14 protein-coding genes are annotated in these 16,079 nt (G+C 56.6%); all 14 read right to left on the bottom strand.

Annotated features, from left to right (window positions below):
- Window positions 1–107: 107 nt before the first annotated feature.
- Window positions 108–902, bottom strand: a complete 795-nt coding sequence (locus tag FPY71_RS00445) for an HpcH/HpaI aldolase family protein (RefSeq protein WP_149296558.1) — start codon at window positions 900–902, stop codon at window positions 108–110.
- Window positions 903–904: 2 nt separating this feature from the next.
- On the bottom strand, window positions 905–2,413 hold the full coding sequence (locus FPY71_RS00440) for a tripartite tricarboxylate transporter permease (protein ID WP_342791212.1): 1,509 nt from the start codon (window positions 2,411–2,413) through the stop codon (window positions 905–907).
- Window positions 2,414–2,495: 82 nt separating this feature from the next.
- Window positions 2,496–2,990 carry a tripartite tricarboxylate transporter TctB family protein gene (locus tag FPY71_RS00435; protein WP_149296556.1) on the bottom strand — a complete coding sequence of 165 codons (495 nt, stop codon included), beginning with the start codon at window positions 2,988–2,990 and terminating at the stop codon, window positions 2,496–2,498.
- Window positions 2,991–3,049: 59 nt separating this feature from the next.
- Window positions 3,050–4,024 carry a Bug family tripartite tricarboxylate transporter substrate binding protein gene (locus FPY71_RS00430; protein WP_149296554.1) on the bottom strand — a complete coding sequence of 325 codons (975 nt, stop codon included), beginning with the start codon at window positions 4,022–4,024 and terminating at the stop codon, window positions 3,050–3,052.
- Window positions 4,025–4,053: 29 nt separating this feature from the next.
- A complete protein-coding gene (locus FPY71_RS00425; RefSeq protein ID WP_149296552.1) occupies window positions 4,054–5,733 on the bottom strand; it encodes a thiamine pyrophosphate-binding protein in 1,680 nt (559 codons plus the stop codon).
- Window positions 5,734–5,755: 22 nt separating this feature from the next.
- Complete coding sequence (locus FPY71_RS00420) at window positions 5,756–6,778, bottom strand: LacI family DNA-binding transcriptional regulator (protein ID WP_188052156.1); 1,023 nt, start codon at window positions 6,776–6,778, stop codon at window positions 5,756–5,758.
- A gap of 312 nt (window positions 6,779–7,090) precedes the next feature.
- Window positions 7,091–7,333, bottom strand: a complete 243-nt coding sequence (locus tag FPY71_RS00415) for an acyl carrier protein (RefSeq protein ID WP_149296548.1) — start codon at window positions 7,331–7,333, stop codon at window positions 7,091–7,093.
- A gap of 126 nt (window positions 7,334–7,459) precedes the next feature.
- Window positions 7,460–9,073 carry an AMP-binding protein gene (locus tag FPY71_RS00410; protein WP_149296546.1) on the bottom strand — a complete coding sequence of 538 codons (1,614 nt, stop codon included), beginning with the start codon at window positions 9,071–9,073 and terminating at the stop codon, window positions 7,460–7,462.
- On the bottom strand, window positions 9,070–10,218 hold the full coding sequence (locus FPY71_RS00405) for a hypothetical protein (RefSeq protein ID WP_149296545.1): 1,149 nt from the start codon (window positions 10,216–10,218) through the stop codon (window positions 9,070–9,072). The genes FPY71_RS00410 and FPY71_RS00405 overlap by 4 nt, the downstream gene beginning before the upstream one ends.
- Window positions 10,215–11,420 carry a glycosyltransferase family 4 protein gene (locus tag FPY71_RS00400; protein WP_149296543.1) on the bottom strand — a complete coding sequence of 402 codons (1,206 nt, stop codon included), beginning with the start codon at window positions 11,418–11,420 and terminating at the stop codon, window positions 10,215–10,217. Before FPY71_RS00400 ends, FPY71_RS00405 begins: the two co-directional genes overlap by 4 nt.
- Window positions 11,421–11,464: 44 nt before the next feature.
- Window positions 11,465–11,926 carry a hypothetical protein gene (locus FPY71_RS00395; RefSeq protein WP_149296541.1) on the bottom strand — a complete coding sequence of 154 codons (462 nt, stop codon included), beginning with the start codon at window positions 11,924–11,926 and terminating at the stop codon, window positions 11,465–11,467.
- The gene (locus tag FPY71_RS00390; protein ID WP_149296539.1) at window positions 11,923–12,858 is read right to left on the bottom strand and encodes an NAD-dependent epimerase/dehydratase family protein; all 936 of its coding nucleotides are present in this window, start codon (window positions 12,856–12,858) and stop codon (window positions 11,923–11,925) included. The genes FPY71_RS00395 and FPY71_RS00390 overlap by 4 nt, the downstream gene beginning before the upstream one ends.
- On the bottom strand, window positions 12,858–13,598 hold the full coding sequence (locus FPY71_RS00385; RefSeq protein WP_149296537.1) for a glycosyltransferase family A protein: 741 nt from the start codon (window positions 13,596–13,598) through the stop codon (window positions 12,858–12,860). Before FPY71_RS00385 ends, FPY71_RS00390 begins: the two co-directional genes overlap by 1 nt.
- Window positions 13,595–16,078 (bottom strand): glycosyltransferase, encoded by a 2,484-nt coding sequence (locus FPY71_RS00380; protein WP_188052155.1) that lies wholly within the window; start codon window positions 16,076–16,078, stop codon window positions 13,595–13,597. The genes FPY71_RS00385 and FPY71_RS00380 overlap by 4 nt, the downstream gene beginning before the upstream one ends.
- Between the last annotated feature and the right edge of the window lies 1 nt (window position 16,079).

Genomic DNA, 16,079 nt, shown 5'->3' with positions numbered 1-16,079 from the left:
GATGACCGCCGCGCATACACAATGTGCGACCGGTATGAAGCCGCTATAAAACACTTGTTTGAGAAACACCATACCCGTCGAGAGACATATTTACTGAAATTGCTCTCCTAAGGATTGCGCCCTTCCTGCAGCAGCGTCTCGGCTTTTATGGCTTTCAGAGATCGTGCCATCTCGGTGGTTATGGAATGGCAGATCATGTTGAAACCACGCTCTCGCAGACCTGGTGTTTCAGCCGCCGTCTGAGCCGTTGTTGCAAGGCCAACGCCGGCCGGTGTTGCAGACACGATGTGGGCAATGGCTTCCAGAAGCAGGGGATGTTCGCGCTGCCCGACAACGCCCAATGATGCGCCGAGGTCGGTCGGGCCGATGAAAACTCCATCAAGTCCGTCAGTCGATGCAATGTCCTGTGCCAGTTCAACGGCCTCGGCATCTTCAATCATCGCTATAACCGATGTGCGTTCTGCCGCCGATGCAACATGGCCGCCGGCCGGCATAAGGCCATAACGCCCGGCTCTGGTGAACGAACTGACACCGCGCTGACCAACAGGCGGATAGTGCGCGGCCTTAACAATGTTCCGAGCTTGTTCGGCACTCGTTATGTGCGGCACCAGAATGCATGAGGCGCCAAGATCCAGGGCAGGCAGAATGTCACGCACCTCAGCCGAAGGCACGCGGACAACCGCGGCAATTTCGGCAGCATCGGCAGCACGAAGCAAGGATTCCAGAGACGATTTGTCGGCGGGGCCATGCTCCTGATCAATGATAACGAAATCAAACCCTGCGTAGCCAACCATCTCAACCACGGCTGGCAGGTTCTGGCCGATGAAAAAACCATGCAGCAGCTCACGCCGGCGCAGTCTGGTCTTGAACGATATAGCGATTTCGTGGCTTGAAATGCGCATGGCTAAACCTCCGAATCCTGTTCCTTGATTGTCTTGACAGAGCGCCCGGTCGGAATGGCGGACAGGACGATTGAGACAACGGCAAGCACAACCAGCGTGATTGAAATCGGCCCGCGGAAAAAGATGGCGATATCTCCGTTGGACAGGACCAGAGACTGACGAAGCGATTGCTCGAATTGCGGTCCCAGCACCAGGGTCAGTGCGATTGGTGCCAATGGGATATCAACTTTGCGCAACGCATAGCCAATTGCTCCGAAAAGATACATGACCGCCACATCAACCATGGAGTTGTTGATGGCATAGCTGCCAATGGTGGCAAACACGATGATCAGCCCGAACAAGATCGCGTAGGGTATGTCGAGAACCTTGATCCAGAGCCCGACAAGAGGGAGATTGAGAACAAGCAGAATGACATTGCCCACAATCATGCTGGCGACCAATGTCCAGACCAGTTCTGCGTGGTCGCGCAGAAGGAATGGTCCCGGCGTGATGCCATTCATCAAAAATGCTCCCATCAGCAAGGCGACGCTTGCAGACCCCGGGATACCCAGCGCCAGCAAAGGAAGCAGCGACGCGTTTGCAGTGGCATTATTGGCCGCTTCCGGAGAAGCGACGCCCTCAATCGCGCCTTTGCCAAACAGTTCAGGTCGCTTCGTAACCCGGCGCTCCAGCGCATAGGCGGCAAAGGACGATGTTGCGGAACCCAGGCCCGGAATCAGGCCGATCAAAAATCCCAATGCTGTGCCGCGCAGTACCGGCGCGGTGGAGCGGCGCAGCTCTTCCTTGCTGAGCCACATCGACGTCATCGGCGTAAGAACCAACGTCTTGCGAGATGCCTCAACGTTCAACAGAATTTCTGAAATTCCAAAAAGCCCCATCAGGACGGGCACAAATCCCAGACCGTCCATCAGGCTGAGCTGTCCAAACGTCAGCCGGGGCATGCCGACCATAGGGTCAAGACCCGGCAGGGTCAGGGCCAGACCAAAAACCGCGCTTAACAATGCCTTGAGCACGGAATTTCCGGCCAGCCCGACAAGCAGCGAGAAGCCGACGAGAATGAGCGCAAAAAATTCTGGCGGGCCAAACAACAGACCGAGTTTGCTGAGAGGACCGGCCAGAAAAACAATGCCCAGAGTGGCCACGCAGCCGCCGAAGAATGAGGCCAGAGCCGCTATGGACAGCGCCTGCCCCGCTTTGCCTTTGCGCGCCATCTGGTAGCCATCAATCGCCGTGACGACAGAGGCGGATTCACCCGGCACATTCATCAACACGCTGGTGATGGTGCCGCCATACATCGTGCCGTAATAGATGGCTGCCAGCATGATGAGGGCGCCACCGGGGTCCATTCCGAACGTTATTGGCAGCAGAATTGCAATGCCTGCGACGGGGCCAACGCCGGGCAGAACGCCCACCAGAGTGCCGATAACGCAGCCAAGCAATGCGTAGAGCAAGTTGGCGGGCTGCAAGGCTGCCAGCAACCCCATGCCAAACTGAGCGACTTGGTCCATCATGAGAGCGGCTCCGGCCTAATTCCAGAAAAACTGTGAAACGGTTCTGCTCCCCGACGTATGAAAGCAGCGGTGCGGCAGCACGTCAGAGGCCCAATGCAGCAAGCGCGGGTATCTGGGCGGGCGGCAGCCTGACATAAAGCCACGTTTCAAAAACATAGGCCGCACCGAAACTGGCCAGCACGGCTGTGGGAATGATCGCAAGGAAAGAGACCCGCGTGATGAGCAGCGGCGCGATCAGCATGTATGCAAAGACAGAGAGCCGGAAGCCGAAAAGCTCAATGCACCACCAGAGCAGCCCCAGCGATGCCAGCATGGCCACCATGCGCCATGGCGATGCGTCAGAGGCATAGACTGGCGGCCCTTCCCTCAGATCGCGGAAATTTACGATGAGACCAATGACACAAAGCACCACGAGCAGCCCACCGATCCAGATTGGGAAAAACCCGGCTCCGGGCCCCAGGCGACTGTAGTATTGCAGCTTCAGCCCTTGTTGAATGAGCACCGCGCCGACCAGCAGCAGGGCCACAAGCACGCAGGCATACAGATGGGGAACACGCAGGCGCGGCTTGTCGGTCATCCTCTTTTCCTCCGGTCAAAGGAATGGGAGCGCCGCAGGTCCGGCACCCCGTGCCTGCCTTACTGGTTTGCTTGCAGTCGCTTGATGATGTCGCCATAGGAGGCAAGCGTCTCAACGGTCTCTGCCTGCGTGGTTGCACCATCCTTGAACTGCGCCACATAGCCCAGATCTGCCACACGCTGAACCAGAGCCGGATCGTCCATAACCTTGGCCATGGCTGCCTCGAGTTGTGAGCGGATGTCCTCTGGCAGGCCGGGCGGGGCCAGAAGCACAGTGCGGTTCACCAGCGCAAATCCGTATTTGTCGTCAACACGCTCAAGCCCAAGCGAATCCATTTCAGGCACGGACACGTCCGAGATAATGGCAATCGCGCGCAAGGTGCCTGCTTTCACATGCTCCATGTTGGTTGCAGGGGAACTGAACGTGATATTGGCATCACCTGAAATCATTCGGGTTGTCGTCTGTGCGGCGCTTTCATTGGGCAGTGTGCGGTATTCCAACTGCCCGGCGTTCTCCGCAAGCATGGCCATACCCACATCGTGAATACCAAAGCCGCCTGAGGTCGACATGATCAGACCTCCAGGGTTGGCTTTGCCGTATGCTTCAAGTTCCTCCAGATTGTTCACCGGCAGTTCGGGATTGACGATAACCATGAAAGGAATGCTGAAGTAATTGCCGATATAACTGAACTTCGCCGGATCATAGGCAACTTCCACGGCATTTGGCGCAATTGTGGTGTTGGAGCCGGTGCCAATCCCCAAAGTGTATCCATCCGGGCGGGCATTGTACAACTGGCCAAGGCCGACAGCTCCGCCTCCACCAGCGCGGTTTTCAACAACAACCGGGCGTCCCATTTCTCCCTCAAGTGCCGCAGCCAGAACACGCGCGGTCAAATCGGTGCCGCCGCCCGCGCCGTAAGGCACGATAAGGGTGATGGGCCGACTGGGATAGTCCTGCGCGGTGGCTGTGCCGCTCAAGCCTGTCGCCATCAGCACTGCGGCCAATGTCGCCAACAAATTGCGTCTTGTGCTCATTTTTTCTCTCCCTTTTTTTTATGAAGTGTTCAGCGTGTTCGCCGCCAAGGTTCCGGAACCTTGCTTTCCATGTCCGTCACGGCGTCGACCAGCACGGGACGCCGCATGGCAATGGCCTTGCCTATCGCATTCGCAAGATCACCCGGGCGCTCCACGCGAATGGCATCAACACCGAAGGCTTGCGCAACATCAGCAAAATTGGTTGGTCCGAAGCGGATCATCTCGTCAATGTTGCCATCCCGCTCACCCAGCAACCGGCGAACATTGCCAAGAGCCTGACCAAAAGCGGAATTGTTGTTGACCACAACGACAACGGGTAGATTGCGCCGCCTCGCCGTCTCCAGTTCGGCGATGTGGTAGTATAAGGCTCCATCTCCCGTGAAGCAGATCACCGGACGTTCCGGTGCGGCACATTGTGCACCCAGGGCTGCGGGAAAAGCCCATCCCAGAGAGCCGGCTGCACGAAGATAGGTTTGCCCGGCACCGCGCAGCGCAATGGCGTTTCCACTCCAGATTGCCGAAAAACCGGTGTCACCAACCAATATCGCATTGTCCGGCAATGCATCGCCTACGGCCTTGCACAGTGCCTGCGCGCCAATTGGCACCGCCTGCGAGTCAGCCAGTTCATCCGCCGCCTTCTGCCACTGGCTGACAGCAGAACGCACCTCGTCTGCCCAGCTTGTATAGCGCTGCTGATCGGCCATTGCCTTTTGCAAGGCTTCAATTGTGTCACGAGGATCGGCAGCGACTGCGTAGATTGCTGGATAGTTTCGTCCGGCTTCGGCCGGATCAATGTCGATCTGAATCTTGGGCACTTCCAGACCTGGAATTGTCCAATCCATCGTCGTCTGGTCACTGACTTCACTGCCGACGAAAATGACAAGGTCGGCGCGATCCAGCAGATAATTAGCCGGCGGCGAAGAATAGTTGCCGACAATGCCCACATGCAGTGGATGGTCAGTCGGCAGGCATCCGTGCCCCCCTGTAGAGGTTGCGACCGGTATCGAATAGCGCTCGGCAAATTCTGCTATGGCACGGGCCGCCTTCGAATGCATCGCTCCCGCACCAGCCACCAGCATGGGGCGGCAACTTGCAGCAAACATTTCAGCCATATGGTGGATATCATCGGCGCTGGCAGGCGGGCGGAAGGCCGGGACCTTGTTGTAGCGCGGATCGATATCAAGCGTATCGTTTATGTCCGCCGTCTCCACCAGTTCACCTTGCAGGCCCGTCAGGTCCAGATGCGCCGGACGAGGTGCTCCGGAAGTCATTGCGCGAAATGCCTGATCCAGCATCAGACGAAGTTCTGCCGGATCCTCAACATCTGCATGAAACTTGGTAACGGGCTGATAGAGCGGGGCGTGGTCGATTTCCTGATAGGCATGGCGATTGCGATAACCGGGCGGCTTGCGCCCTGTGATCGCCAGAACCGGGCTTCGATGCAGATACGCATCCTGCAAACCCGCCGCAAGATTTGCCGCCCCAACGGATTGAGCCATGCAGATGCCCGGACGCCCGGACACACGTGCATACCCATCTGCCATGTAAGCAGCGGCAGCTTCGCTGTGAGCAAGCACACGGGTAATGCCAACGTCTTCCATTTCAATCAAGGCGCGGCGCAGGATGGCGTCCATGAAAAAAACATGCGTAACTTCGCGTTGCTTGAAGTAGTCCGCAATGTATTTTGCACCTGTTCGTGTTGTATGCATCAACCGAAAACTCCAGCACTGCTTAGCCGCTTGCGCGAATGACAAGCTCAAAGCCCAGATCTATTTTATTGTTTTCCGAAGAGCCGTTGGCGAAACGCTGCGCCAAAATCGCCGCAACCTGCTCTCCGATCTGCTTTTGCGGCAAGCGAACGGTGGTCAATGCAGGGTTGAGGCTTGGGGCGAATTCAAGATCGCCATAGCCGACGACGGCAATGTCCTGCGGCACGGAGATTCCCAATCGCTGAGCTTCAGCAAGGCCACCCAAGGCCAGAATGTCGTTGGAGAACGCCACTGCATCAATATCGCCACGAATGGCCAGCCGGGCGAACGCCTCTGCTCCTCCACTTGATGTGGACTGATCAGGCAGGGCAATAACCTGCGGGCGCTGGCCACCCAGTTGCTCGATTGTATCGACAAAAGCCGAGCAGCGAGCCGCACCCCGCTGGTCGCGCTCAAGTGAACGCCCGACAAACGCCAGATTGCGCCGACCGCTGCGCCACAGATGATGTGCAACGGCAACCCCAACCTCGCGGTTGGAAAAACCGACGATTGTATCGACAGGATTATCCGCCAGATCCCACATTTCGACAATCGGACATGGCGCATCCAGCATCAGTCGCAAGGATCGACGTGTGTGTGCCGTTCCAGTGGTGACAATGGCAGAAGGCGACCATTCAAGCAGCGTTTGCAGAAGCTGCTCTTCCCTGTCCAGATCATAGTCGTGGCTACAGACCATCAGCCGGTAGTCCATTGCCTCCAGCGCGCGCGAAAGCGACTGCAGGGTCTGCGCAAAGAAGCTGGTCGTTAGCGATGGAACAATGATGCCGACAATTCGCGTTTTGGAATTGCGCAAACTGCCCGCCAGGCGATTGGGGTGAAAACCGTGGCGTTCCGCCACGGAAAGCACGGCGGATCGCGTTGCCTCGGACACCCGATCTGGAGCCGAATAGACACGCGAAACCGTAGCGGGAGATACCCCCGCCAGAGCAGCCAGTTCGTCCATTGTTATCCGGCCGCCGGAGGCGCTGTTCGCTGATTTTGACATACCAAATCCATGGTTGAGGCCAAACCTATAGTTGAAGACTGACGTGACAGTCAATGATTTCCAAATCATTTTAACACGGAAATGACAGTGCCTTCACGGTCAACGCCAAATCATTGTCATTTTTCGGGATATTTTTCAGTATATTAGCTGAAGTTTTGACCGTAAAATCCCACTCTATGTTTTTGCATTACGAAATCATTATCGAGCAGAATTGAGATTCAATCCGAGGCGTGTTCTGGCCACACGCGAAGCGCCGTCCTGATGACCTGCTCATCAAGATTGATCTTTGAAACTGACTGTGATGTTGCGGGCTTATTGCGGCTCGCGGCTGCCTATAAAATCGCCGAGCGCGCCCATATCCGGCAATTGGGCCAACTCATCCGCGCTGAGCGAAACACCAAAACTGGCTTCAATTTCCATAATCAGAAAAAGATTGCTCAGCGAATCCCAGCCGGGAACATCTGCCGCAGTGGTGTGCCGGCTGATTTCCAATTGCGGCTGGGCAAAGGTTCGGCGAATAACTTTCACCAGTTTTTCAAACTGTTCGTCGTCCATATCATCACCCGCTGGAGCATTCCCCTTTGAAACGGAACGGTTCAAAGCCAGGACAATGCGACAAAACAAAAAGTGGGATCATTTCAGGTGACCGCTGGATCACCTGAGGCGATCTGTACAATCTTTTCAGACGAACTCAGCCAGATATTTTGAAAGATTATCTGACCGCGCGATCTTTCCCGCCGTGGATTTGCATATCCACCCGGGAGGCACAATTTTAACGGCTGCGGCAGGAACGCCAAATGCGGCCAGAAGTGCACGGTTGATGGACGACACGTCTGGTCCTGCTGCACCTTCAGATTCCGCAACAATGACAATCTGCTGAGACCCTGTTAGCGCATTGTCCACGCCCAGCGCCACGCATCGCCCCGGCTTCACCCCGGAAACATCGTGCATTGCGGTTTCAATATCGGTCGCATGGAAGTTGCGCCCGTTCACAATAATCAGGTCTTTGAGCCGACCGAGAACAAAGACTTCGCCATTTTGAATGAAACCCGAATCCCCCGTGCGGAAGAGACCATCGACCTTCGCAACTGGTGTTTCCGCTGCGAAATATCCGTGGAAATCGAAAGGGGTTCTGACGCAAATCTCGCCAACAACACCTTCCTCCCGATGCAGCAACCCATTCTGCAGAATGGCAATTTCAACACCAGGCAAAAGCCGGCCATTGCTGATCAGCCGAATGCTGCCAACCCCTGTGGCAGGCAGTGCCCGCCCGTTCTCAACTGCAATCTGCAAATGAAGCGGAGCTGCCTGCCCACCCGACTGGCTCACCGCGAAAACCGTTTCCGCCATGGCGTAACTGGCGCTCAAAGTGTTTGGCGGCACATCGAAACGTTCGATAAATGCTTCGAATGTCTCTGGCCGGTTCGGCTCCGAACAGCCTATCCAGCAACGCATGCTGGAAAGATCATGTTTTGCCGCAGGCGAAACCGCTCGCGCCAGGTGAGCAAAGGCGAAATTGGGCAGCCAGCAATGCGTTGCGCCCGCTGTTTCAATTGCTTCCAGCAGAAGCACAGGTCGGGAAACCCAGGCGAAGGCATCCAGGGATTCCAACTGCGCTCCGCTGTAAAGCGGAAGCAGAAAGCAGGCAACCAGGCCCATATCATGGTAAAGCGGCAACCAGCTTGCGATGCGTGAATTTTCATCAAGCCCGACAGCGGGGCCGTAAGCTTCGAGTTGTTCGACAATTGCATGATAGGTCAGCACAACGCCCTTTTTCAGGCCGGTTGTGCCGGATGAATGCTGCAACAATGCAGGGGCGTCTTCTGCAATTTCAACCGGTGCAGCCGCTTTTGTCCAAAGATCCGCATGCACAGGCGTCAGAACACTCAGACCAGAACCGCCGCTGATTTTTGCCGCGATCTCATGAGCCAGCGCCGGCTCTGTGAGCAAGGCTGATGCCTGTGTGCGGGCAAAAACACGTTCATGCGCCCGCCAATACAAATCCGCATCCTGCCGGACATTCGGTCCCGGCAGAAAGCTGGGCACCGCGCCAATCCACATGGCTGCAAGAAAGGCAGACATTTGATCCGGCCCATGGGGCAGGATAATAAAGACAATATCCCCTGCCTGTACTCCGGCCGCTGACCACGCCCTTGCGTGAGCTCCAACCCGCCGGGAAAGTTCGCCATAGGTCAGATCGTGGCGCTCGTCTCCCTGCCAGAACCTGGCGAACAGCCGTTCCGGCTCATGTTCGAACCGGTCATTCAGCCGCTGGAGGAAACGGTTCTGGCTCACAGTTCCGCCACTTCCAACATCGCATGACGCATGGCCGCACGCATGGCGAGGTCATAACGCACACCTGCTGCTGTCCTGTCGCTGACACTCCAGTTAAAGCCCGTTTCCGGAAGCGGAATATGAACAAGACGGGTTGTCGGAAGTCTTTTGGCCGGCATATCCGGGCACGCCCCAAACTGATAGCTGATGAAAAGCAGCAAATATTCATCATCCTGCATCAGGCCGGCAAGCGCTTGCTCAACGTCTTCAAGATTGGCGAAATCGGACTGAATGCAGACATAAACCCGAGGCCCAATGCACTGCTTTTTCAGAAAACTGGCGGCTCGCTGCGAATAGAACGCGCGAAGGGGCGCGGCATCATCTTCAAGAAAGAAGGTGTCGCATTCATGATTGAACAAAGCCGTGTAGCGCTTGTGACGAACCATGGGAACAGATCGGTAAACCGAAGCAGTGGAATACTGGCTAGCATCGTCAAAGCCGGCCAGACCATCGGAAAGGGCTGCAATCATACCTGCCAGCGGAAACACCGACATGTTGAACGGCACCAGACAGTCATCCGGTTCGGCAAAGCGGAGCATGTAGCGGTTTGCCTGCAACCAGCCATAGCAACCATTGCCAATCGAGATCAGCTTGACCGCCGAGGCCAGTTCACAACTGCTGTCATATTCCTGATGCAGTATCCTGAACGCCTCAATCCACGGAGAGTTTGGCTCAAACACCTCCAGGCACCGCGCTAACATTTCCCTCGCGCCGGGTTGCAGGCCAGTTCCGCGAAATGAGTAAGCAAAGGAATCTGCGCTGGCGGGTTGAATGATGTGCGGATGATCGGCCAGTTCCTTGAGAACCGCATTGGCCTTTTCGTGCACACCGCAATGCACCGCTGTCTGAATCAAACTGACACGAGCTGAAACGCCCATTACCGGATGGTCAATTTCAGGCCAGAGCTCTAGCCCCTCACTCAACCAGTCCAGACTTGTGCGATACGCACATCGCCTCGCCGCAGACATGCTGAGACTGGACAATATCTCAGCCGTTTTCCCATACTGTCCGGCATGCGCGAGCATTGCGTTTTCATAAGCAATAGCATCGTCGTAAACCCAATTCTCACTTGGTGGTGCGGGCAGTTCAGGACTGGGTTTTTTCATTTGGCCGCTGCTGTTTCCATGGTTTTTTCGTATATTTGCCTGACCAGATCACCGTTGTGAATGCGATTCCAGCCTTCGCGGATGATTTTCAGGTTTCTCTCCGCCGCTCGGTCCACCAGAGCATCGTCCTTAGCCATTTTTATGATTGCATCGGCAACATTGCGTGTGTTGTTGACATCAACCGTCAGCCCACCTTCGCCGTCGCCAAACCAGTCCGCAGCACAACCGGCGCGGCTCTGGATTGGAAATGCCCCGACGGCCATGGCTTCCAGAACCGTGGTTGCCAGTCCGTCCGAAATTCCCAGCGAAATAACGGCGCGCGAAGATGCCAGATCATGCAACACCGTTTCCTGGTGAATATGTCGATCCAGCGCCCGGATGTTCAGATTGGTGCGATTGGCCATAATCCCGGCCCATTCCTGCATGTCGGGCTCTGCAGCAAGAACCAGAATTTCATAATCCCGCAACTCTGCTTGTGCCAGAACAACTGCCGATAGAGCCAGCAGATTGCGCCCGGCCCAGTTGTGATAGCCTTTGATCAGGATGCGCCGCCTCTGTGAGGGCCGGACGGTTGCCAGCGCCGCAACCTTATCCACATCTATGCCGCCGGATGAGGGAATGATTGGCATTTCCGGCCCGGTGTAGCCGTAAGCCGCCGCCAGTTCCTTGTCGCGTGCGCAATCTGCCAGATGAATGTCAATTTGTGAGAAGGTTTCACGCAGTCTGCGCTTGTGTTCCCTGATGCGCCCATACAGAAAAATGTCGCTCCCCCAGGTGGAGTGAACCCACGGCGCCTTATACGGCTTTCGCCGCAAGGCTTCCAACACCAGATAGCCCGCCATCTGGGTTTCCATGCTGTGAATGATATCTGGTTGAAACTGTTCGATACATTGCATCAGGCGGTGCGGGCTCGACAGGCTGTCCAATGCCATGAAATGGTGGCTGACGGGCACATAGCGCCATTTGGTATCTTCATCGACGCTGTTTTCGTCGCGCCCATCGCGCCCGCGCACCTCAAAAATGCCCGCGGGCAGGGTTTTGCGAACGCGATCAAGCCCGATCTTCTGAAAATCAGAGCTGGATACGGCCAGATCGGCAATGGACGGGAAGACGACGATCGACAAATCCGGGGACTCGATCATTCGCAACCAGCGGTGCAGATGCGGGCTGTTGGTCATGCCAACGATGAGCAAACGTTTCATAAACCTGCCTTAAAACCGAATCTTCCGGACGCCCATTTTTCGCCTTACAGCGGCCAGAACCCGCGTCGTTTTTGCGCCAGACAGTCGTATGACTTTTGAGCAAAAGCCGAAATATCGTGCCCGCTCATGACCGTCAGTCTGGACGTGGAATTGTGCGTGTGGAAAGGAAACATCAGACCTACCAGCGCATGCCGTGACAAGCGGCAAGCCGCCTTGAATTTTTTGTCAGCGGGCATGATATCGGCCATGCTGAGAAACACTGAAAAGCGTTTTGATGCCACATTGACATCCCAACGCGGCACAAGCTGGCCGGTGTCTGCGCGCATCAGAGCCAGTGCAAGTCCGACATCGGGATTGTCATCTTTCAGCGCCCAGAACTCAACTTGGGCGCCCATGCGCAGCATCTCTGCCGCACAGCCCAGAAGATGAAAACCACGCATGCCCCCGCCTTCACGGACATCAAGTAGCACCGACTGAATTTCCGGTTCGCCTTTGGCCAATTTCATCGGGTTCCTGTCTTCAAAACCGCGGGCTGCTCTGTCACCTGCAAGGCGCTTTCCATCAGCCGTGCCATTTCAGCCGTATAATCGGGCACGGGCAAAGCCACGCCCATTGCCGCTGCGCGCTTGTTGCATCCGATCATCACATTCACTGCGTTCACCCCGCCAATGGCCGGGTCTATCATCGTGGAAACCGGTGCACCGGACGCATCAATCAAAAGATCAAGCATGTAGCCAATGCTCACGCTATTCCCCGAACAGAAATTGACGATCTGTCCGGCACTATCCGGTTGGTTCGTCAGGGTGACCAGCGTTTCCACAACATCACCCACGGCCACAAAATCGCGCTCCGCCTGAAGCGGCCCGGTGACCAGCCTGCCGCCGCGCGGGCCCAGATCCACAATGCTGCGCGCAAAGCGGCCAAGGCTCAAATGGGCGCCCATGTCCGGCCCGACAATGTTGAACAACCTTGGCAGGAACACCGGAATACCTGCGGCAAATGCTTCCAGACCAAGCTCTGTCTGGCGCAGTTTTGTGCGTCCGTATGCGTTTACCGGCGCGCAGATGTGATGCTCTTCAACAGGCATCACCAGCGGCGACACTTCACCATATTCGGCAGCCGTGCCGGCCAGCACAATTTTCGGCACATGCCGCATCTGCCTCGCTGCATTCAACAGAGCTGCGGCAAACCCGACATTCACCCGCTCCATCTCGTCCGGTGAACCGGTTGCCGCCCCCGCAAGGTGGAACACGACATCAGGCCGAACCTGATCCAACGCTTCATAAAGCCGGGCAGTGTCATCACAGGCTTCGGTGATCAGAGTTTCCACCTGTGCAGGACGGCGACCCAGCGCCACCACCGACCAGCCGCTGCCTGCCAGATGCCGGGCAAGCGCCCCGCCAAGAAAGCCGGTTGCCCCTGTTATCAGAGCGCGCATCAGCCTCTCCTCTCATGGGTTGCCAGCGTATCGAGCGACAAGCCGCCAGGCCCGATCCGCGTTTGGCGAAGGCCCGGCTCACCCCTGTTCCACCGATAAAGAAATGTCTCGTTGACGATAGATTGTGGATGGCCATTTCCCACAGCATTCGCTGTCCACCAGGCGTCAACATCCCCCCAACCCCGACGTGTGTCAGCAATTGGAAATGGCGTTTTCAACAAAAGCTCACGGCGCGCCAGAAATGCCGGGGCGTAGAGGTCCTCCAGCAACAACCGGGCGGAGGTCTCATTGCAGATCGCCGGAGTTTGCAACCGGGCATACAGGCCTTCATCCAGGAAAAAGTCCTGACCGCAGCCGACAATCACCTCGGGGCGCCAGACTGAAGTTTTTTGCCCTTCCTTACGCGCAACCAGCCACGCTTCAGTCAGCCAGTTGGCCGAAAACATATCGCCTGCTTCCTGCATGGAAACGTAGCGTCCGTTCACGGCTGCAACGGCAAGCTGTCTGGCTGCACCCAAATCCCTTTCGCCTGCATAAAGCAGGCCAACGCCGGATCGCCCCTTTTCCTGCGCAAGTTCCAGAACTGCCGGTGATGCATTGTTCAGAACGACCAGCAATTCCGCCGAGCCGTTTTTTTCGCGCAGCGCCGCAATTGCACGTTCAGCGGCCAGCAGGCTGGCATGAAGCTCTGGTTGGGATGTACCGGCAAAAACAACAACCGAAATGTCTGGAGCGCTCACTGGCCGTCTCCCAGGTAGTGCGGCACAGCCTCCAGCGCTTTGTGGAAAGCTTTGCGACTGTGGTTCGCCAGAAGATAGGTCTGGGCAGCCTTGACCCTGCGTTCAGCCTCTTTGGGGTTGCGGTGAATGGTCTTCAACGCGTCAACATATTCTTCATCTGCCTCCTGGTCGCTCATCAACCAGCCGGTGTCAGGCCCAATCAGCTCGCTGATACCGCCAACATCCGGGGCAACGATCGGCAGACCTTTGGCAACCATTTCCAGAAGTGAAATCGGCATGCCTTCGCCGGAGGTTGTGAAGATGTAAGAGTCAAATTCGTCATATGGAATTGCATCGAGATCCTGGAACTCTCCGCAAACATCGATGTTGCGCTCCGCCTGAAGGCGGGACATGTCAACATTCTGGTTGTTGGTTGCGCCATAGACCTTGAACTGACGATCCGGACAATCGTGCGCAATGGTGGCCAACACATCAAGCCGCTTTTCCGGCGCAATCCGGCTGAGCCACAAGGAGCGCTCGCTGGATTGGTGGCGAAAACGCCGCAACTCGGCTTTCGGGTCTTTATCGGCAAAGCCAATCACCGGAGTTCGGATGATGTGCAGCTTTTCACGCTGGCTTTCCGACAGGCCGAAATTTTTGCAGAGCTTGTCCGCAATCACCTGGTTGTCCGCCATGATAGCGGTCATATGCTCCATGCAATGCGGCAGGAAATCGTAATAAAACCCTGCAGCAGGAGACCCATCCTTCAGCCTGATATCGCTGTAGATATTGGTGTAGATCGCGCTATCCACCGCGTATTGGCCAGCGCGCTCGCGCAGATTTCTCCACCCGACATAGGAATTGATGCAATGCAGGCGCCGCGGCCGCAACTGGATGAGCAGCCGGTCGAGAATATCCTCGCGGTCAGCCTGCAGCAAATCCTTGTCCAGGCCGGTGAAGGACAAGGCTTTTATGCCCATATGGGAGCGAACATCGCCGTTCTCGTTCAGATCGGGCGAGATAATGCACAACCGATCAACATCGAACTGTTCGGCGAGCACAGCCAACAATCGGCTCGTGACCGTCTCAGAGCCTCCAATTGTACTCATTCTGGGCACAATCACCATATGATCAACGGTTGATGGAAGCCGATCCAGCGCCTTCAGAATGGTGCTTCCAAGTCCGGAAATGGCGGGCGTTGTCAGCTTTCGGTTCAGCCGCGCCAGCATATTGTCGGTTGGCGATAGCGGGCTGACAGTCTGTTGCAACTGCAACAGATCCTTGCGCAAAATCGGCACCAGAGCCCGCAATCTTGCCGCATCTTCCGGTGATGCGACCGGGTTCTGCCCCGGCAGTAAGGCCACAGGAAGCGCTGCCATCGGCACATCAACAGTATGGCCCGCCTGCGCATGTGGGTGCGCGTGTTCCGGCTCAGGCACCGGTATGGCCACGGGCCAAAGCCCTGCCTGACGCATCGACGAAAAAATGGTGGTTCGCACCTGCTGTGGCAGCAACCGCCATCCCTTGCGCACATAAGGTTTCAGGTGAAATTTGGCGCTGGCTTTTGCAAGGCGCATGAGCGCCTGCCTGTCCGGCCTGGGATAGCGCCGGAAATAGGTTGGCATATCTTCCGGCTCAACCGGCGAGGCTTTGTAAGCCTGCCGAATGCTGAACGCTGCACGCAACGGGCTGACATCGCTGTACACATAAGCCGCAGTGGAATGCGCCCGCGATAATGCATATGGCTTCAACCGCTGCAGCTCGTCAGGCACATCGGGCCGGTCGAAAAATTTTTCTGCAATCTGAACAATTTCTTTTGCACGCGCGCGGGAACGGTCCGCCACGGTGATGGAGCCTTGATGCTCGCGCCAGCAGGCCAGATTTTCCGGCAGGCGAGAGAATGGCCCGCGCAGTGCCAGCCGAAGCCAGCAATCCAGATCCGGCGCATAACGATAGTCCGGATTGCGCAGCTCCAGAATATCGCGCACGGCAGATCGGCGAATGATGGCCCCTGGCCCCGGAAACGGGCTGAACCACGCCACCATCGATGACAGATCATATTCAAGGGTCGCAATGTCGCGAAGTGGCTGGGACGCTGCGTCTATCATTGTCCAGTCAGGATAAACCACCAGAACTTCGGGGTTGGCATCCATAAACTTCACGCATTTTTCCAGCCATTTCGGCCTGACCGGATCGTCGGAAGACAGAACTGCAAAATACTCCCCGCGCGCCATCGCCCAGCCGCGATTGGTAGACCCTGCCTCGCCACGGTTTTCATGGCGGAAATAGCGCACCCGCTTGTCCCTGTAGGAATGCACGACGCTGTACGTATTATCCATCGAGCCATCATCGATGATGAGATACTCGAAGTCCTCAAACGTCTGGCCGAGCACACTGGCGATCGTTTCGCGGATCAGGTCGGCGCGGTTGAAAGTTGGCGTCACCACCGTAACCCTGGGCGGCACATGACCATCCGTTTCGAGCGAAGTGGCTGCGGACACT

This window comes from Aureimonas fodinaquatilis (genome assembly GCF_008369445.1).
Classification (GTDB): Bacteria; Pseudomonadota; Alphaproteobacteria; order Rhizobiales; family Rhizobiaceae; genus Aureimonas; species Aureimonas fodinaquatilis.
This window is presented reverse-complemented; position numbering and strand designations above follow the sequence as displayed.